The sequence below is a fragment of the Streptomyces sp. NPDC058008 genome (assembly GCF_042886395.1).
Lineage (GTDB): Bacteria > Actinomycetota > Actinomycetes > Streptomycetales > Streptomycetaceae > Streptomyces.
In genome coordinates, this window is the sequence record NZ_JBHVQX010000007.1 from 86,223 (window position 1) to 103,693 (window position 17,471).

Genomic DNA, 17,471 nt, shown 5'->3' on the forward strand with positions numbered 1-17,471 from the left:
TACGTCGCCGCCGGGGGTAGGGAGTCAGCCCCGGAAACGCCGCTGCGCCGTGGTCGCATGCCGTTCGGCGGGGTGGCGGGGTGGGCGGGGTCGTGGGGTGGGCGGAATGTGCGGGGTCACGCGATGACAGGACGCCGGCACTCTTCGCCGCTGGGCACGGTTCCTCGGTGCCACCATGGGCGTCACACCACGTCCCGCTGGGGAAGCGGCAGTCTGTTCGGGGGCTCCATGAACGTGAAGGTACCGGCCGCCCTGTGGGACCGAGAGTACGTCGCTGACCTGCTACGGCAGTACTGGTCCTCCCTCCCCGACGGATCCCCGGTGTATACGGGCGCGAGGTTCGAGAGGCTCGGAGGCGGCGGGGACCGCCGGGAGGTGGTCCACCACTTCGCGTCGGAGGACTTCGTCGCGGTCGCCATGCTGAGCGTTGACGTACCGGCGCGAGCAATCCTGCACGTCCTGGAACCTGCCAGGCCCGGTTACTTCAACAGCCTGCTGCGGGAGATCCCCTCCGACACCGAATTGGCCGACGCGACGGAAGAGCACGTGGCTCACGGTGGTCCGGCCTGGACGCTGTGGACGCGCCTGTGCGAGGTACACGGCATCGGCCCGGTGGGCGCGGGTAAGTTGCTCGCCCGCAAGCGCCCGCACCTGCTGCCCGTCTACGACTCGGTCATCAAGAGGGTGTTCGAGCGCCCGAAGAGGGACCTGACGTTCTGGTCGGACGTACGTACCCAGCTTCGCACTGACCAAAGGGCGCTGGTGTCACATCTGGAAGCGGTTCGGGACTTGGCGGAGATCGGCGAGGACATCAGCGTGCTGCGGGTCCTCGACACAGCGGCGTGGCTCCACGGCAGAACCGTGCGGGGATGAACGGCGAGCCACCGCCTTGCATGCCTGGCGCCGGCGCAGGACGGCCACGGGCAGCGCGCACGGACACTTCCTCTGCCTTCACCGGGAACGACTGCACCAAGCCCGCTCCGGCGAAAGCCACCGGGCCGGCCTCGGGCGCCCGCACCCGTCGGTGCCCACGGTGGATGTCAGCCAGTCCGAGGCACGATGCTCACCGCGCGGTAGTCGTACCCGTCCTGCTTGAAGCCAGGTGCTTCCCATACGAGTTCGACCTGCTGACCGGCCGACAGCGTACGGAAGCCGACCGCCTGGATGTCGGCGTAATGGCCGAAGCAACCGCCGGGGGTCTCGGGTGAGTCGAGGACACCCCACCCTTCCTCGTCGTTCCACTCGCGGACAGTCGCATGCACCATGGACGGAAGCCTACGGCTTCCGCCGTAGAAGGTAGGCGCCATCGCAGCGGCCTCTGCCGCCTGTGCCCAGGCAAGCCCCTGGTCACCTCACGCGGCGATCGGGGCTACAGCCCCCTCAACGCCTCGCGGAAGTCGTCGTACGCGCTCCAGCAGTCGATGGTTCCGTCGTCGTTGAGACTGCCCATGTACCAGCCCTCGTCACCGATTTGCTTCAGCAGGCAGAGGCTGTGAAAGCCGATCACGACCTCCGGCCGCATTTCCTCACCGTCACTTGGGCCACCTCGCCATACGGCCGCACGATCTGCGTCGAGCAGCACTGCCTCCTGGTCTCCGGAAACATCGCGGACCTGGGCAAGGCTCCAGCCTGCGGGAAGCCACTCGCTCGTCATGGCGCCATCATGGCCCGGCCTGCGGCCGAGCGTAGCCAGCCGCCCTTTCGGCCACACTGCGGACTTCCGAGAAATGCGGCCACGCCCGCTTTCTCCGCGGGACGGTTCGTTCCACGCCGCGGGTCACTGCGTCTGCCAATCGGCACGAGCGGGTCATCCCTGTGGCTTCTGTCGGTACTCGGAAGTCGAACTCAAAGGGGGTGACCACGTCACGTTGCCGAACAGGGGGTTCTTCGGCATGGACAGAGAAGAAGAAAAAGAGAAGGGAGACGTCGCCGTTGTCCACGCGTTTCAGTTGCAAGCGTCGCGATGCGAGACATTTCATTTCACTGGACGCGCCACTGCCCCTGCCTCCGACAACAGAGACACCTCACGACGAGACCCTGCGCGCGAGAGTACGGCCACCCGCCTGGTGAAGCAGGACTCTCCAGATAGAGGGGGCAGTCACCCCGGTCCCATGCCCGCTTCAGGTTGGACGGACCGGACGGGCCGGCGGCTGAACAGCTGCCGTCACCCACTACCGTCAACGCCCCCGCAGCGGCTCGCTGCGGGGGCGTTCTGACTGGTGGGCGCGGACGGTTTCGAACCGCCGACATCTGCTTTGTAAGAGCAGCGCTCTACCCCTGAGCTACGCACCCGTGGATGAAGCAACAGGTTACATGGCCCACCGCCCCCCGCAGCAATCCGGGAGTCCGCCCCTCCGTGCCCGCCGCTCCCCCGGTCGGAGCGCGCGGTTACGGGGGATATCCCCACCCCGGAGACGGTAGCCGTCCGGATCGTCCCGGGGGTGGGGCCGTACTTACGGTGGAGCCACATCGGCAGCGCTCTCAGGGGGACACACATCATGACCATCCGTACACGACGCACCGACGCCCTCGTGGCCGCCGCCGGGACCGTAATTCTTGTCGCGGCGCTCAGCGGCTGTGGCAGTACGGACGCCGAGGACTCCGCCCCCGAGCACAAGTCGTTCGCCTTCGGTGGGGAGGCGCTCACCATCGATTCCGGGAACTCGACCCTGGATCTGGTGCCGGCCGATGTGAAGCAGATCGAGGTGACCCGCCGGGTCGACGGGTGGGTTTTCCTCGGCAGCGGCCCGGATCCCGTGTGGAAGCTGGAGGGGGACAAGCTCCGGCTCGAGGTGAAGTGCCGGGCGATGATCAGCAACTGCGAAGCGCACCACGAGGTCAAGGTGCCCAGGAGGCTGGCCCTGACCGTGCAGGGGAACAACGGGAAGGTCACCGCGGCCGGCTTCGACACCCCGCTCAAGATCACAACGGACAACGGCGGGGTCGACGTCCATGACATCTCCGGTCCGCTGGAGCTGCACGCCGACAACGGCTCGGTCGAGGCCCAGCGGGTCTCGGGGCCTTCCGTGATCGCCCGCTCGGACAACGGGAGGATCCGGATCGGGTTCACCCGGGCCCCGGATCTGGTGGACACCTCCAGCGACAACGGCAGCATCTCCATCGCCCTGCCGGCCGGGAAGGAGACGTACGCCGTCTCCACCCACACCGACAACGGCCGCGTCTCCGTCGGCGTGCCCCGCAGCGAAAACAGCGAGCACGTGGTGAAGGCGCGCAGCGACAACGGGGAAGTCACCGTCCGAACTGCGAACTAACCGACCCGTGCGTTCGTCCTTACTGGTGCGAGAATGAACCGGGCAGGGCGAATCGGCACGGGAGAGGGATGTGACGGCGACACACACGCGGCCGGAGGCGAAAGCGAGTGTCGGCTCCGCCGTCAGGGACGTCCTGGTGCTGATGCTGCTGCCGGTCCCCCTGGTCGTCGCGGCGCTGCCGGCCGCCTTCGCGGGCGGGGGCACCCGCCGCTGGTTCGGGGGCCGCGGGGAGAACCAGCGGGCCGACGCCCAGGCGGCGAAGGACGCCGCGGCCGAGGCCTTCTACGAGCTGGACACCGCGCAGCGCGATCTCCAGATCTCGATCGAGACGATCACCGCCGTGGACAGTTCGCCCCGCGCCCGCAAGGCCGCGGAGGACTTCGCGGCGCTGGGCCGGCGGATCGACGAGGTCAGCCACCTGTACATCACCGCCGTCGACGCCCACGACCTGGACCGGGACGACCTGGAGCCTTCGGTGGCGGCCGGTGCGCGTACCCAGCTGACCCGGGCCAAGGACGATCTCGTACGGGTGAAGGGCGAGCTCGACCGGTTCGGCCAGGGCCTCGGGACGCTGCTCAGCAGCGCGGAGACGCAGCTGGCACGGCTCGCCCCCGCTGTGGAGCGGGCTCGCCAGGCGCTGCTCGCCGCGAGCAACGCCCTGGACGCGATACGTGCCTCCGGGCTGCGGGCCGATGATCTGGCGGCCCGGCTCGCGGCCCTCGCCCCGGAGCTGACCAAGCTCAACCAGGGCGCGGGCCGGCACGGCGTGGCCGAGACGCTGCAACGTGCCGACCAGGTGCTGCGCGACGCCGAGGCGGTGCGGGCGGAAGCGGCCCGCCTTCCCGAGCGGGCCGCCGAGATCGACCGTCGGCTGGTCTCGCTGCGCACCCGGGCCCAGGCGCTGACGACGCGCGCCGGACAGGTCGAGCCGGTGCTCAGCGAGCTCCGGCGGCGTTTCTCGGCTGCCTGCTGGCAGGACCTGCAACCGGTTCCCGACCAGGCGGCCGCCAACGTCCGGCAGGCCGAGACGAAGCTGGCGGAGGCCGCCCAGGCGCGCTCCGAGCAGCGCTGGGCCGATGCGACCTCCCGCCTGAGCACGGTCAGGGCACTGTTGAACACGACCGACGAGGCGGTTTCCGCGGCCGGCGACCGGCTGCGGCGCCTCGACGCGGTGGCCAAGGATCCGCAGGCGGAGATCGAGCGCACCCGCTTCGCGATCCGGGACGCCCAGCGTCTCGCCATGGCGGGCCGCAACACCCCCGATCCGCGTCATGCCCGCCCGCTGGACGACGCGGTGGCGCGGCTGGATCGCGCGATCACCGGGCTCGACGGCCGCCATCCCGACTACTGGCACTTCCTCACCGAGACCGAGGCCGTGCGCAGCACGGCGAACCGTGTCGTGTCCGCCATCCGGGAGGAGCTGGGAGGCGGCGCCTGAGCGCGCCTGCCGCCCCCGCCTGTCGAACCCGGAAGGCGACGCCGCAGACCGCCGGACCGGCCGGACCCGCGGGGCCCCCATGACCCGCACGACCCGCATGATCCCCTTGCCGAAGCCGGGCCTTCCTGCCCCCAGCCCAGCCCGGCCCGGTACGCCCTCCCGCCCGACGCCCAGGCGATCAGGCGGCCCGGCGGCCCGGCGGCCCGGCGGCTGAAGATCCGGCGGCAGGCGTCCGGCATCCAGTCCTGCCCCGGGTGCCTGACCGGCCGGCGGCGCCCCCGCCCCGGTGCACTGCTTCGCCCCAGCCCGGAGGCCGAGCACCGCTCCACCGGCGCCCCCGGCCCGTCGCTCAGGCCGCCCGACCAGAAGGCACTGGTACGGGCACCGGCACCGGGACCCGCAGCACCAGCACCAGCACCAGCGAAGGTGAAGGTGAAAATGAAGACAGGGGCGAAAGGCCCTGATTTGTCCCCAGCGGCCGGCGGACCGATCCTGGAGGTACGCAGCGGCTTCCGCCGGGGAGCCCCTTGTCGCGTACGCGGCTGAAGGAGGCCTTCATGGCCACACACGTCCTGCATCCCACGCGCCGACGCGGCAAGCCCACCCGCCGCGGGGTCACCCGCCTCGACGAGCACCTGCCCGTCGACCACCGGCTCAGCCAGGTCTACCGGGTGGGCGCGGGCCTCATGGGTCTGCTGCTCGTCGCCTTCGGCATCCTGGGGCTGATCGACCGTATCGGCATCTTCGACACCGGCGGCGACAGGGTGGCGGGCCTCAACACCAACGGTGCGCTGAGCATCCTGTCCATCTGCATCGGGCTGCTGCTCTTCGTCGGCATGGTCATCGGCGCGAACTTCGCCTCGACCCTGAACATGGTCCTGGGCATCGCCTTCATCATCAGCGGGTTCGTGAACCTGGCCCTGCTGGACACCAGCATGAACTTCCTGGCCTTCCACATGCAGAACGTGCTGTTCAGCTTCGTGGTCGGGCTGCTGCTGATGATGTTCGGCATGTACGGAAGAGTCAGCGGCGGTCTGCCCCACGACAATCCGTACTGGCGTGCCCGTCACCCCGAGCAGGTCGCGCGGGAGGAGCGCCGGGCTCGCGTCCCGATGCCCGAGGTGGCGAAGGGGAAGAGGCTCTAATCTGGGGCCATGCCTCGTTACGAGTACCGCTGCCGCCCCTGTGGCGAGACGTTCGAGCTCAGCCGTCCGATGGCCGAGTCGTCCGACCCCGCCTCCTGCCCCGCCGGGCACGAGGACACCGTGAAGTTGCTCTCCACCGTGGCCGTGGGCGGGTCGGCCTCACCATCGGCATCCGCCGCGCCCGCACCGTCGGCGGGCGGAGGCGGCTGCTGCGGCGGTGGCTGCTGCGGCTGAACGGAGACTTCCCGGTCCGCCCAGCCTGTGGTGGGCCGGGCCCCCGGAGGTCGGCCCACCGCACCGACCCACCCGCCTGCTCACTGCCCGCTCACCGCACCGGCCCGCCCGCTCGCCGCCCACTCACCGTGGTGCTCACCGCCCGCTCACCGCACCGGCCCACCTGCGGGCCCCCTCACGGCTCGCTCACTGCCCCCTCACCTGCGGCGTGAGAGCGTCAGCCCGTCCGCCACGGTCAGCAGCACGCTGTCCATCCGGTCGTCGGCGGCCACGTGGTCGTTGAACCCCCTGATGTCCGCCGCGGCCCCCATGGCCAGCGGGTCGGCGACGCCCCCGTGGAAGAGGACGTTGTCGGTGACGACGAGCCCGCCGGGGCGCATCCGCGGGACGAGTTCCTCCCAGTACGCGATGTAGTTGCCCTTGTCCGCGTCCAGGTAGGCCAGGTCGATGTGCGGCTCGGCCGGCATCGCGCGCAGGGTGTCCAGCGCGGGAGCGATCCGCAGGTCGATCCGGTCGGCGACACCCGCCTTCTCCCACGCCTGCCGGCCGTACGCCGTCCACTCCTCGGAGATGTCGCAGGCGATCAGCACCCCGTCGGCGGGCAGTGCCTGCGCCATCGACAGTGCCGAGAAGCCGGTGAACGTGCCGACCTCCACGACGTGCCTGGCACCCGTGAGCCGGACGAGGAAGGCGAGCAGCGGCCCCTGCTCCTGCGCGGACTGCATGCCCGCGTGGCTCGGCAGCTCCGCGTACGTGGTCTCCACGAGCTCACGCTGTACCGCGTCCAGGGGAGGGTTGTGGGCCAGCGTGTAGGCGTACAGCTCGTCGGTGATCTTGGTCTGGTTGCCCTTGGTCATGAGCGTCTCCTCGGTCGGCGGCGGCCCGGCCAGCTTGCCGAAGATCGCCCGCGAACGCTCAGCGACCCGCCCCCCGCGGGTCGGCGGCGCGCAGGAAACGGCGCAGGATCTCCTCACCCGCGGCGACGCCCCGCTCCCGGAGCACCTCGGTCCCGGGCGCGCCCCAGCCGCAGTCGGCGAGTTCGCCGTGGCCCGGGCGCCACGACCGGTGGGCGGCGAGCAGCAGGTCGGCGTCCAGGAGCGAGTCACCGGCGGCCAGCGTCAGCGTGGCGCCGCAGCGGCGTGCCACCTCGCGCATGGCGGCGCTCTTGGTGAGCGGCTCGGGCACGACGTAGATCTTGCGGCCCTGGAGGGAGACGCTCCAGCCCCGGGGGCCGGCCCAGGCGGACAGTTCCTTGACCCAGCCCTCGGGCAGGGCGGCGCGGTCGACGACCAGGTAGGCGAAGAGGTCCTCGGCGATCCGCTCCTTGAGCAGCCAGGAAGGGTCCCCCACCGCCTGGAGATGGGCACGGACCTCGGCCAGCGGGGCGCACTCACCGGCGATCCGGCCGACCACGTGGCCGTGCCATTCCGGGTCGGAGACGCCGTCGACCAGGAGGTGCCCGCCGTTGGCGCAGATGGCGTACCGGGGGGCGGGGCCGGGGAGGTGGATGCGGCCGTACTGCTCCCGGGTCCGGGTGGTGGTCGGGACGAACACGGTGGTGCGGGCCAGTTCGTCGAGCAGCCCGGCGGCCGTCTCCGTCAGGTAGCTGAGGGGGGCCTGGCCGTACACCTCCACGCAGAGCAGACGAGGGGCCTGCGCGTCCGGCATGGTGAGCTGGAGGGACGCAGCCGAGTAAATGAGGGTGCGGTCGAGGTCGCTGGCCACCAGCGTCACGGGCCCCTGCGCGGGGGCACTCGCGCCCGCTCCCGGGGGGCCGGTCACGGGGCCCGGCGCGGTCACGGCGCCGGGCCGGGGGGCCGGGGGCTCGGGCGCGTTCGCGGGCGTGCTCGCGGTTCCGCTCACTTCGCCGTCACCGCCGTGCCGTCCGCACCGGTGGCGCCCCTCGTGTACTTGGGGTGGATCAACCCGACGCAGGTGTACGGGAGTTCCGCGACCTCCTCGACCGGGACACCGCGCTGCTCGGCGAGCAGGCGTACGTGGTCGAGGTCGGCGCCTGCCCCCCGCTTGGCCAGGATCTTCCACGGAACGCGGCGCAGCAGGACCCGGGTCGTCTCGCCGACACCCGGCTTGACCAGGTTCACGTCGTGGATGCCGTACTCCTCACTGATGCGTTCGACGGCGGCCCACCCTTCCCAGGTAGGGGCGCGGTCCGCGGCGAGCAGCTCCTTCGCCTCGGCGTCCACGGCGTCGGAGACCTCGTCGAAGCGCGCGGACACCGTGTCGAGGAACAGGCCGGAGACATCGGATTCGGCGAGTTCGCGGTAGAACTTCGCCCCGTGGAAGTCGTTCGGACCGACCAGGTCGGCACGCAGTACGGTGCGGGAGATCAGCCCGGACACCGTGGAGTTGAGGCAGGCGGACGGGATGAGGAAGTCCTCGCGCGTCCCGTACGTCCGGACGCAGCCTCCCGGGTCGGCCAGTACGGCGATCTCCGGGTTGAACCCGCCGAACTCCTTCAGCGCCGCTGCGAGTTCGCGTGTGATGGCACCCTTCCCCGTCCAGCCGTCGACGAAGACGACGTCCGCCGGGTCGTGGTGGGCGGCCAGCCAGCGCAGGGCGTTGGCGTCGATGCCGCGGCCCCGCACGATGGACACCGCGTAGTGCGGCAGGTCGAGGCCGTGCCGGTGCAGGGCCCAACGGCGCATGAGGACCCCGACGGGGGTACCGGCCCGGGCGAGGGAGACCAGGACGGGCCGGGCGGTGCCCGCTCCCGCCCCGGGCCGGGAGCCCCGGTGTTCGGCGAGGACGGTCTCGGTGACCGTGCCGACGGCCCGGGCGATACGGGCCGCAGAGGTGTCCAGGGCCGCCTTGAACAGCTCCTGGTAGCGGGGGCTGGGCTGGTACTCGACGGGCAGCGATTCGGCGTAGTGCGCTCCCCCGCTCTGGATCGCCTCCTCGCGTTCCTCGGTGGGCGCTTCCAGCGGCGTGTCGGAGAGGTCCTGGAGCAGCCAGCCGACGTCGTCCGCCGCGTAGGAGGAGAAGGCGGGGCCCCGGAGGGGTTCGGGCAGCATGGCGGCTTCCTGCCTGTCTGAGGTCGGCGAGGGGCCCCGGTCCGAGGCCGTGGAGGGACGTCTTCCCGGAGCGGTCGGCAGCACGGGGTCCGGGGCGTCGGACGACGCCCCGCCGGACGACGGGGTGGCGGACGAGGACACGTGCGACGACCGGGCGACGGACGGTCCGGCGACGGACGACAGCTCGCCCGACGACCGGGCGTCCGAGGGTCGGCCGCCGGTCGGCCGGGCACCGGCCGGGACGTACGACGGGACGACCGCGAGCAGGACCCGGTCGGTGTGGCCGGCGAGCCGGGCCAGCAGCCCGTCGGGGCCGTGCAGTGCGGCGGTGTCGGCGGCGGAGTCGACGACCGCGACGACGGCGTCGAACCCCGCGCCCGCCACGTTGTACGCGTACCGGTCGCCCGGGCCGTCGGCGGGGTCGTCGTGGGCGGGGAAGACGAGGCGGCTGCGTATGGCGTAGCCGGGGTCGTCGACGGCGAGCACGGGTGAGCGGGTGGTGGTCGAGTAGCGCACGTCGGCCGTGACGGCGTCCTCCAGGGCGGTGGCCAGCCGCAGGGGCGCGTACATCAGCTCCTCGAAGCCGAGGACGAGCACCCGCCGCGCGTCGCCCAGAGCATCGGCGACGCGGCCCGCCATGGCCGGGAGGGCGGCTTCCAGGGCCGCGCGGTGGGCCGGGGTGAAGCCGTGGCGTCCCCCGTCGGGCACACCGGCCGGCCAGTCGAGCGCGACGCGTACGGGGACGGGGAGGGGCCGCGGCGCGGAAGGGCCCGCCGTGGGGCGGCCCCCGACGCCCGCGGCGTCCGCACCACCCGCAGGACCCCCGCCGCCCGGGCCACACTCACGGCCGGCGCGGTCCCCACCACCCGGGCCGCCCGCAGTGAGCGCCTCGCCCGCACGGCCCGCGCCGTCCGCGTGACCGGACTCGTGGGCGGCGACCAGGCGCCGGCCCTTCTCCAGGACTCCCTCGGGCAGCAGCACGGTGCCACGGGCCCGGACCACGAGGTCCACGCGGGCGCCGATCTCCTCGGCGAACTCCGCGAGCCGCCCCTGGTCGGCCTCGGACCGCATGTCCACCAGGGCGACGATGACGTACCGGTTCCGGGGGTAGCGCGCGTGGAGCGCCCGGATCGTGTTGAGCACGGTGTTGCCGGTGGAGAACTCGTCGTCGACCAGGACCAGCGGCGAGCCCTCGGCACCGGCGGTCAGGAGGTCCGGATCCTCCGGCAGCAGCAGATGGGAGGTGGCGTGCGAGTGCGCCTCCTCGAAGCCGCCCGCCTGCGCGACCCCGTCGACGGGGCGCCGGGTCGAGTGGAGGTACGGGGCCACGCCCAGCCCGTCCGCGACGGCGTGGCCGAGGCCCGTGGCCGTCTCCGCGTAGCCGAGGACGACCGCGCGCCGGGCCTCCGCCTCCCCCAGCAGGTTCCGCACCCGTTCACCGAGCTCGAAGCCGGCGCCGTGCACGACGGACGGCCGCTGCGGCACGTGCTTGCCCAGGACGTTCGACACCAGAAGATGGGCCCGCTTCGGGTTGCGGCGCAGGGCGAGCCCCAGCAGCTCCCGCAGTTCCCCGTCACCGACGAGCTCGACCCCGAGCCGACCGGCGACCCAGTTACCCGACCACTCCACGTCCACTGCCTCTTCTTCCCGTACACACCCGTGCACCAGCCCGCGTCCACCCATGTCCGCGCTCATGTCCCGACCACGCTCACGTCCCGGCCGCGTTCATGTCCCGGCCGCGTTCACCGACGGCCGCCCGGGCCGACCACCGCGTCCGCGCCCAAGTCTCCGCCCTGTCCGACGTGTCCGCCCTGTCCGCCCGTGCCCGCGCGCCCACGTCCGCGCTCAGTCCGCCACGCCGGCTGCGAGCAGCTCCACGAAGCCCACGTCCTCGCGGGCCACACCGAAGACCTCGGCCCGCCGCAGGGTGCGCTCGGCCCAGGCACGGTGCGGCTTCACCTCGTTCATCTTGTTCGTGTACGCCGAGCGCAGCACCCCGCCGCCGTCCCGTTCGGGCCGCAGGATGTCCTGCGCGTCGCTGTACTCCTCGTGGCTGACGACCGACAGCGCGTGCACCGGCAGGACGTGGGACGGGTGGATGCAGGTCTTGCCGAGCAGCCCGTTGGCCCGGTCGAGGTCGATCTCGCGCAGCAGCCCGTCGAGGTCGTGCTCGATGAGGGTGGTGCGCAGCTCCTCGGCCCGCCCCATGAAGGGGCTGCGGCGCAGCTGGGGCTTGAACATGCGTTCCTGGAGGCGGAAGTACTCCCACACGGGCCCGGTGATCGTGAATCCGGTGCCGTCCGCCCGGCCCAGCACGTTCACGACGTCGCCGATGACGGCGCCCACGATCTGGACGTCGTACGCGGTCATGTCGGGGGCACGGCGCAGGCCGTAGGCGGAGCAGAAGTCGGTGACGCCGAGCCGCAGCGCCAGGACACGCTCGCGGTACTTGTCGACGGTGCGCGCGATTCCCTGGAGGGTCTCGGCCCTGGTCTCCAGGTGCAGGAGCTCGGGTGATTCGAGGACGGGCATGGCGAACAGCCGGTGTCCGCTTTCCGCTTCGGCCGCGGTGAGAGCCTCCAGAAAGTGCTCTCCCCGCTCTTCCGTGAATTTCGGAAGTACGAATCCGGACAACAGTCGGGCGGAGCTTCCCAGCCGCCGTACGAGATCGGAGATCTGCTCGGGCTCCCGGACCCTGATGAAGAGGAGGGGCCCGTCCGCTTCGCGGGCCTCCAGATCGGCGAACTGCCGGACCAGGTTCGCCTCGGCGCCGACCACTTCGGCGTCGTCGATGGAATCCTCCAGGCAGAGGACCATGGAGACCACCCCGCGCCCCGCCTGCTTGATCACGTCGTCGGCCAGCCGGGGCCGGGTCGCGGGGCTGTAGAGCGTGGCCCCCAGGGCCACGCTCAGCAGATCGGGGGAGGAACCCGCGTCGAATTCGCACGGTCCGCTGAAGAACAGCCCCTCCCGGACAGCGGGCGAGATATGCCCGAAATGACGCATGTGATTCCCCCGTACTGTCATAGAGACGGCCAAACGCATGGCCGGTAATAGTACGTTCGAGCAGGTGTCCTCGGTTCCCCGACCGTATGAACTTCGGGTGTCCCCGGTGTATCTCACACCCCGCGCGGCGCGCCTGAGAGGTCCCCGCGAACAGGGCCTGGCCTACTGGTCCGTACCCCCGCGTTGTCCGGGCGCCCCACCAGCAGGCAGGATGACCGCCATGACGCACGCGATGCTGAAGGGCTCGAACGTCCCTCTCGACGCCACGGCCGTACGGGCCGTGCTGCGGTGGACCCCGGGTCCCGGGGTTCCGGACGTGGATGCCTCCGCCCTGCTGATCGACCCGTCCGGGCGGGTGCGTTCCGACGAGGACTTCGTCTTCTACAACCAGCCGCGGCACCCGTCGGGCCTCGTGCGGCGGCTGCCCAAGCGCAGTGTCCCCGAAGGCCTCACGGACACGATCGAGGCGGACCTCTCCGCCCTCGACCCCTCGGTGGACCAGGTGGTCATCGCCGCGTCCTGCGACGAGGCGGCGTTCGAGCGCGTGGCGGACCTGCGCATATCGCTGTACGACGCGGCGTCCTCCGACGGTGAGCCGCTCGCGGTCTTCGACGTGCGGCCGGAGACAGGTGAGGAGACCGCCGTGATCTGCGGCGAGCTGTACCGGCGGGGGGACGGCTGGAAGTTCCGGGCGGTGGGGCAGGGGTATCCGACCGGCCTCGTCGGCCTGGCCACCGCCTTCGGGATCTCGGTGGACGAGGCGGAGGCGGCCTCCGAGCCCGGCTCGTCCGAGACCTCCGCGGCTTCCCCGTCCGTGCCGGAGGCCACCGCGCCCTCGCCGGACTCCCAGGCCACGGTCCAGCACCAGCAGCCCGCCTACGGCTACCCGCAGCCGTCCGCCGCGCCGCAGCCGGCCTACGGCTACCCCCAGCCGCCCACCACGGCCCCCCAGCCCGCCTACGGGTATCCACAGCCCGCCGCGCAGCCGGCGTACGGCTACCCGCAGCCCGCTCCCGCGGCGGCCCACGCCGCCGACCCGAACTTCGTGCTGCCCCCGCAGGGCCCGCAGTTCCTCAGGTAGTGAACCCGGGGCGCGGCCGTCCGCCGCGGTGTCCATTCAGGCCCGCGTCTTGTAGCCGCGCCCCCACTGCATCCCGAAGCCGTACATCCGGTCCAGCTCCGACTGGAAGCCGTACACGAACTTCACCTCACGGCGCACGATCAGCTCGCCCTTGAGGTTCTCCACCGTGAACACCGCGCAGGAGCGGGCCTGCGGGGCCCGTTCGTCGAGCTCGATCTCGATGCGCGGGCCGTTGCCCGGGTAGAGCGTCACCTTCGCGTGCGTGCGGTCGAAGGCCGGCGTCTGGTCGTAGATGTACACGAAGAACAGCAGGCGCTTGATCTCGTCGCGCTTGTCGAGGTTCACGTAGACGGTCTCGCCCGACGGTGCCCCGAAGCGGTCGTCCCCGCTGAGCCTGATGTACGGTGCGGCGTTCAGGTCGCCTATGAGGTTGCCCAGGGGCTGCACCACCCCCTTCGTCCCGTCCGCCAGTTCGTACATGCAGCCCAGGTCCAGGTCGACGTTGACCATGCCCTGGGTGTGCGCCTGGACGACTTCCGGCTTGAAGAGCTTCAGCGGACGCAGCAGCCGGCCGCTCTGCCCCGACCGGCCGCCGAAGTCCGACGTCCGCATGCGCCACGACAGGTTGACGCGCAGGTTGCCCGACAGGGCGCCCTGCTTGTTCAGCGAGATCGTGGCATTGCGCTTGGAGAGCACGATCGAGTTCGTGACGGAGTTACCCGACTCGAACTGCGACGCCCGCCCTGGAAACAGGCCGTCCCAGAAGGCCATCCCAACCCCCATATGTCTAGGTGGTACCGCGCCGGATACCAGCAGCGGCCCCACACGCCCCGCACGCCACTGCGGGGCGGCCACAGAGCCGGAGGCCCGGGTGTTCCCGGAGTACCGCCGCCATGGGCCGCCCCGCAGAGAGAGCGTTCCTCATTCCTTACCGGGTCACACCCCGGAGGAGACTTCCGCCTTGGAATCGGAGCCGCCACCGCCGTCGCCGGCCGCCTCCAACGCCTTGTTGCGCCGCACCGAGGACCAGAAGGAGAGGCCGATCAGCACGACTCCCACGAGACCGGTGATGATCTCGTTGATCTGGAACTGGATGGTGACCAGCAGGATGACCGACAGGGCGCCGATCGCGTAGTGCGCGCCGTGCTCCAGGTAGACGTAGTCGTCCAGCGTGCCCTGACGGACCAGGTACACGGTGAGCGAACGGACGTACATGGCACCGATGCCGAGACCGAGGGCCATCAGGACGATCTCGTTGGTGATGGCGAAGGCGCCGATGACGCCGTCGAACGAGAAGGACGCGTCGAGGACTTCGAGGTAGAGGAACATGAAGAACGCGGCCTTGCCCGCGAGCGCCACGGCGGAGACCGGCTTCCCGGACTTCCTGGCCTCTTCCTCGGCCTCCTGCTCGCGCTCCTCCTCCTCTTCGAGCTTGTTCTCGAAGAATCCGGAGAGTCCGCCGACCACGAGGTAGGTGATCAGACCCGCGATACCGGAGAGCATGACGGTGGACGCCTTGTCGGCGTGCCCGCCACCGTGCTGGTGGGCGTGGGTCGCGAACGTGAGCGCGGAGACCAGCAGGACGATCAGCGCGACGCAGACCGACAGCATGTCGATCTTGCCGAGCTTGGCGAGCGGACGCTCGATCCAGCGCAGCCACTGGATGTCACGCTCCTCGAAGATGAAGTCGAGGAAGATCATGAGCAGGAACATCCCACCGAAGGCGGCGATCGACGGATGGGCGTCCGTCACCAGTTCCTTGTACCTGTCAGGGTCGTTGAACGAGAGGTCGATGGCCTCGATCGGCCCCAGCTGGGCGCTGATGGCGACGATCACGACGGGGAAGACCAGCCGCATGCCGAAGACGGCGATGAGCACACCGACGGTGAGGAAGATCTTCTGCCAGAAGGCGTTCATCTTCTTCAGGATTCCGGCGTTGATCACCGCGTTGTCGAAGGACAGCGAGATCTCGAGGACCGACAGGATCGCGACGATGCCGAATGCCTGCCACCCCCCGTAGAACACCGCTGCGACCAGGCCGAGCGCGGTGACCGCGAACGACCAGCCGAAGGTTTTCAGAAGCACTGGCTACCCCATCGTGTATGTAACGGGTCTCCCCCGGTGAGTACGGGGCTCCCCCGCGCCGTGCGCGGCTTTACGAAACGTTGACCCCGAAGTCTAGAGCGATGCCACGGAGCCCCGACGCGTACCCCTGTCCGACTGCACGGAATTTCCACTCCCCGCCATAGCGGTAGAGCTCGCCGAAGATCATCGCCGTCTCCGTCGAGGCGTCCTCACTGAGGTCGTAACGCGCGAGTTCCTGACCGTCCGCCTGGTTCACCACGCGGATGAAGGCATTACTGACCTGCCCGAAGGTCTGCCCGCGATTGTCGGCTTCATGGATCGAGACCGGAAAAACGATCTTGTCGCAGTGCGCCGGCACCTGGGTGAGGTTCACGATGACGGACTCGTCGTCGCCCTCGCCCTCCCCCGTGAGGTTGTCACCGGTGTGCTCGACGGAACCGTCGGGGCTGGTGAGGTTGTTGTAGAACACGAACCACTCGTCGCCGAGGACCCGGCCCGACTGGCACAGCAGCGCGCTGGCGTCGAGGTCGAAGTCGGCTCCCGTCGTGGATCGTGCGTCCCAGCCGAGCCCGACCAGCACCTGAGTGAGGTTGGGTGCGGCCTTGGAGAGGGAGACGTTGCCTCCCTTGGCGAGCGTGACGCCCATGGTGTGTCCTCCCCGAGTCGTTGGACGGTCTTCCGGCCCGGCACGGGCGCCTGACGGACGCGGTGGAGCTGAAGCTGTCCGGAGGATCCTCCGGACCGGCTCAGACGTTGACGCCGAAGTCCTGCGCGATGCCGCGCAGACCCGAGGCGTACCCCTGGCCGATGGCACGGAACTTCCACTCCGCGCCGTTGCGGTAGAGCTCACCGAAGACCATGGCGGTCTCGGTCGAGGCGTCCTCGCTGAGGTCGTAGCGCGCCAGCTCGCTGTTGTCCGCCTCGTTCACCACGCGGATGTAGGCGTTGCGCACCTGGCCGAAGCTCTGCTGGCGGCTCTCGGCCTCGTAGATCGAGACCGGGAAGACGATCTTGTCGACATCGGCCGGGACCCCGGCCAGGTTCACCTTGATGACCTCGTCGTCGCCCTCGCCCTCACCGGTGAGGTTGTCACCGGTGTGCTCCACCGAGCCGTCGGGGCTCTTGAGGTTGTTGAAGAAGACGAAATTCCCGTCGCTGCCGACCTTGCCCTCGGCGTTGGTCAGCAGAGCGCTGGCGTCGAGGTCGAAGTCACCGCCGGTGGTCGTACGGGCATCCCAGCCCAGACCCACGATGACCGCGGTCAGGTTCGGCGCGGCCTTGGTCAGCGAGACGTTGCCGCCCTTGCTGAGGCTGACTCCCACGAGTCCTCCAAAAGTTTTGAGAGGGCCGGCAGACACCAGCGCCCCCGTCGTGCGTTGGCATAGGATCAACGTCTGGATCCTAGTGACCGGTTCCCGGTCAAAACAGGCTTTTGGCCGGTGGCGGCGAGGAGATACCCGGATCCGGCCGGTCGAGACCCCCCGGGCCCCTTCCATCACCGGCCAGGACCGCCGGACGGCTCCTGCCCCGGGGCCCCTCCCGGAAACCGGAGGAGTCCGGTCCGCCGCCTCCGCCGGATCAGATCGAGTCGAGCGCCTTGACGTAGTCGTTCAGGTCACGCGCGTCCGGCAGACCGTTGACGACGGTCCAGCGGACCACGCCCTCCTTGTCGATGATGAAGGTGCCGCGCACCGCGCAGCCCTTGTCCTCGTCGAAGACGCCGTACGCCCGCGAGGCCTCCCCGTGCGGCCAGAAGTCCGAGAGCAGCGGGTACTCCAAGCCCTCCTGCTCGGCGAAGACGCGCAGGGTGTGGATGGAGTCGTTGGAGACGGCCAGCAGCTGGGTCTCCTCGTTCTCGAACTTCGGCAGCTCGTCGCGGAGCGCGCAGAGCTCGCCCGTGCAGACGCCGGTGAAGGCGAAGGGGTAGAAGAGCAGCACCACGTTCTTCTCACCGCGGAAGTCGGAGAGCTTCACCGTCCGCCCGTGGTTGTCCTTCAGCTCGAAATCCGGAGCCTGCGTGCCGACCTCGATCGCCATGTAAACCTCATCCCTTCACCAGCGTCACACGTGCCCGGCCTGGGCCGTCCGGGTGACACCCACCCTACGCAGCGGCCCCCGCGGATCCCGGGCGCCCCGCGGCGGCGCGTACGAAGGCCCCCGGCGGCGTGCTGCCGTCGG

General features: G+C 70.5%; 17 protein-coding genes and 1 tRNA gene. 6 read left to right on the plus strand and 12 right to left on the minus strand.

The features are described from left to right. The first annotated feature begins 228 nt into the window (after positions 1-228). A complete protein-coding gene (locus ACFVS9_RS09130; protein WP_389931182.1) occupies positions 229-873 on the plus strand; it encodes a DUF6308 family protein in 645 nt (214 codons plus the stop codon). A gap of 167 nt (positions 874-1,040) precedes the next feature. Here the strand turns inward: ACFVS9_RS09130 and ACFVS9_RS09135 are convergent, their stop codons facing one another. From ACFVS9_RS09135 to ACFVS9_RS09145, 3 genes are all read right to left on the minus strand, one after another. Beyond that, positions 1,041-1,265 carry a cold shock domain-containing protein gene (locus ACFVS9_RS09135; protein ID WP_389931184.1) on the minus strand — a complete coding sequence of 75 codons (225 nt, stop codon included), beginning with the start codon at positions 1,263-1,265 and terminating at the stop codon, positions 1,041-1,043. Between the two features lie 104 nt (positions 1,266-1,369). Further along, positions 1,370-1,522 carry a hypothetical protein gene (locus ACFVS9_RS09140; RefSeq protein WP_383113480.1) on the minus strand — a complete coding sequence of 51 codons (153 nt, stop codon included), beginning with the start codon at positions 1,520-1,522 and terminating at the stop codon, positions 1,370-1,372. A 695-nt stretch (positions 1,523-2,217) separates the two neighbouring features. Further along, a tRNA-Val gene (locus ACFVS9_RS09145) sits at positions 2,218-2,292 on the minus strand. A gap of 206 nt (positions 2,293-2,498) precedes the next feature. Between ACFVS9_RS09145 and ACFVS9_RS09150 the strand changes: the two genes are divergently transcribed. The 4 genes from ACFVS9_RS09150 to ACFVS9_RS09165 all read left to right on the plus strand — a co-directional run bounded on the left by ACFVS9_RS09150 (position 2,499) and on the right by ACFVS9_RS09165 (position 6,089). After that, a complete protein-coding gene (locus tag ACFVS9_RS09150; RefSeq protein ID WP_389931186.1) occupies positions 2,499-3,272 on the plus strand; it encodes a DUF4097 family beta strand repeat-containing protein in 774 nt (257 codons plus the stop codon). A gap of 70 nt (positions 3,273-3,342) precedes the next feature. Further along, the gene (locus ACFVS9_RS09155; protein ID WP_383113482.1) at positions 3,343-4,710 is read left to right on the plus strand and encodes a hypothetical protein; all 1,368 of its coding nucleotides are present in this window, start codon (positions 3,343-3,345) and stop codon (positions 4,708-4,710) included. Positions 4,711-5,267: 557 nt separating this feature from the next. Next, positions 5,268-5,855 (plus strand): DUF4383 domain-containing protein, encoded by a 588-nt coding sequence (locus ACFVS9_RS09160; RefSeq protein ID WP_389931188.1) that lies wholly within the window; start codon positions 5,268-5,270, stop codon positions 5,853-5,855. 9 nt (positions 5,856-5,864) lie between these two features. Beyond that, positions 5,865-6,089, plus strand: a complete 225-nt coding sequence (locus tag ACFVS9_RS09165; protein WP_383113485.1) for a zinc ribbon domain-containing protein — start codon at positions 5,865-5,867, stop codon at positions 6,087-6,089. Positions 6,090-6,286: 197 nt separating this feature from the next. Here the strand turns inward: ACFVS9_RS09165 and ACFVS9_RS09170 are convergent, their stop codons facing one another. From ACFVS9_RS09170 to ACFVS9_RS09185, 4 genes are all read right to left on the minus strand, one after another. After that, positions 6,287-6,946, minus strand: a complete 660-nt coding sequence (locus tag ACFVS9_RS09170; protein ID WP_389931190.1) for an O-methyltransferase — start codon at positions 6,944-6,946, stop codon at positions 6,287-6,289. 58 nt (positions 6,947-7,004) lie between these two features. Beyond that, positions 7,005-7,814 carry an HAD family hydrolase gene (locus ACFVS9_RS09175; RefSeq protein WP_389931297.1) on the minus strand — a complete coding sequence of 270 codons (810 nt, stop codon included), beginning with the start codon at positions 7,812-7,814 and terminating at the stop codon, positions 7,005-7,007. Positions 7,815-7,948: 134 nt separating this feature from the next. Further along, positions 7,949-10,804 carry a phosphoribosyltransferase domain-containing protein gene (locus ACFVS9_RS09180; protein WP_389931299.1) on the minus strand — a complete coding sequence of 952 codons (2,856 nt, stop codon included), beginning with the start codon at positions 10,802-10,804 and terminating at the stop codon, positions 7,949-7,951. Between the two features lie 162 nt (positions 10,805-10,966). After that, entirely contained in the window at positions 10,967-12,127 is a 1,161-nt protein-coding gene (locus ACFVS9_RS09185; protein WP_389931192.1) for an HpcH/HpaI aldolase/citrate lyase family protein, read from the minus strand. A gap of 211 nt (positions 12,128-12,338) precedes the next feature. Here ACFVS9_RS09185 and ACFVS9_RS09190 point away from each other — a divergent pair, with 211 nt between their 5' ends. Next, on the plus strand, positions 12,339-13,208 hold the full coding sequence (locus ACFVS9_RS09190; RefSeq protein ID WP_383113488.1) for a TerD family protein: 870 nt from the start codon (positions 12,339-12,341) through the stop codon (positions 13,206-13,208). Between the two features lie 36 nt (positions 13,209-13,244). Here the strand turns inward: ACFVS9_RS09190 and ACFVS9_RS09195 are convergent, their stop codons facing one another. The 5 genes from ACFVS9_RS09195 to ACFVS9_RS09215 form a co-directional block, all read right to left on the minus strand. Beyond that, entirely contained in the window at positions 13,245-13,979 is a 735-nt protein-coding gene (locus ACFVS9_RS09195; protein ID WP_383113489.1) for a Tellurium resistance, read from the minus strand. A 165-nt stretch (positions 13,980-14,144) separates the two neighbouring features. Next, a complete protein-coding gene (locus ACFVS9_RS09200; protein WP_383113490.1) occupies positions 14,145-15,293 on the minus strand; it encodes a DUF475 domain-containing protein in 1,149 nt (382 codons plus the stop codon). 70 nt (positions 15,294-15,363) lie between these two features. Then, positions 15,364-15,939 (minus strand): TerD family protein, encoded by a 576-nt coding sequence (locus tag ACFVS9_RS09205; RefSeq protein WP_145763295.1) that lies wholly within the window; start codon positions 15,937-15,939, stop codon positions 15,364-15,366. Between the two features lie 100 nt (positions 15,940-16,039). Further along, positions 16,040-16,615, minus strand: coding sequence for a TerD family protein (locus ACFVS9_RS09210; protein WP_099172391.1), 576 nt, complete (start codon positions 16,613-16,615; stop codon positions 16,040-16,042). 256 nt (positions 16,616-16,871) lie between these two features. Further along, positions 16,872-17,330 (minus strand): peroxiredoxin, encoded by a 459-nt coding sequence (locus ACFVS9_RS09215; RefSeq protein WP_383113491.1) that lies wholly within the window; start codon positions 17,328-17,330, stop codon positions 16,872-16,874. Positions 17,331-17,471: the final 141 nt, after the last annotated feature.

Excerpts from the sequence above, each read along its gene's own strand:
- ACFVS9_RS09130 (WP_389931182.1), top strand. The coding sequence starts at position 229 with ATGAACGTGAAGGTACCGGCCGCCCTGTGGGACCGAGAGTACGTCGCT.
- ACFVS9_RS09135 (WP_389931184.1), bottom strand. The coding sequence starts at position 1,265 with ATGGTGCATGCGACTGTCCGCGAGTGGAACGACGAGGAAGGGTGGGGT.
- ACFVS9_RS09140 (WP_383113480.1), bottom strand. The coding sequence starts at position 1,522 with ATGCGGCCGGAGGTCGTGATCGGCTTTCACAGCCTCTGCCTGCTGAAG.
- ACFVS9_RS09150 (WP_389931186.1), top strand. The coding sequence starts at position 2,499 with ATGACCATCCGTACACGACGCACCGACGCCCTCGTGGCCGCCGCCGGG.
- ACFVS9_RS09160 (WP_389931188.1), top strand. The coding sequence starts at position 5,268 with ATGGCCACACACGTCCTGCATCCCACGCGCCGACGCGGCAAGCCCACC.
- ACFVS9_RS09165 (WP_383113485.1), top strand. The coding sequence starts at position 5,865 with ATGCCTCGTTACGAGTACCGCTGCCGCCCCTGTGGCGAGACGTTCGAG.
- ACFVS9_RS09170 (WP_389931190.1), bottom strand. The coding sequence starts at position 6,946 with ATGACCAAGGGCAACCAGACCAAGATCACCGACGAGCTGTACGCCTAC.
- ACFVS9_RS09180 (WP_389931299.1), bottom strand. The coding sequence starts at position 10,804 with ATGGGTGGACGCGGGCTGGTGCACGGGTGTGTACGGGAAGAAGAGGCA.
- ACFVS9_RS09185 (WP_389931192.1), bottom strand. The coding sequence starts at position 12,127 with ATGCGTCATTTCGGGCATATCTCGCCCGCTGTCCGGGAGGGGCTGTTC.
- ACFVS9_RS09190 (WP_383113488.1), top strand. The coding sequence starts at position 12,339 with ATGACCGCCATGACGCACGCGATGCTGAAGGGCTCGAACGTCCCTCTC.
- ACFVS9_RS09195 (WP_383113489.1), bottom strand. The coding sequence starts at position 13,979 with ATGGCCTTCTGGGACGGCCTGTTTCCAGGGCGGGCGTCGCAGTTCGAG.
- ACFVS9_RS09205 (WP_145763295.1), bottom strand. The coding sequence starts at position 15,939 with ATGGGCGTCACGCTCGCCAAGGGAGGCAACGTCTCCCTCTCCAAGGCC.
- ACFVS9_RS09215 (WP_383113491.1), bottom strand. The coding sequence starts at position 17,330 with ATGGCGATCGAGGTCGGCACGCAGGCTCCGGATTTCGAGCTGAAGGAC.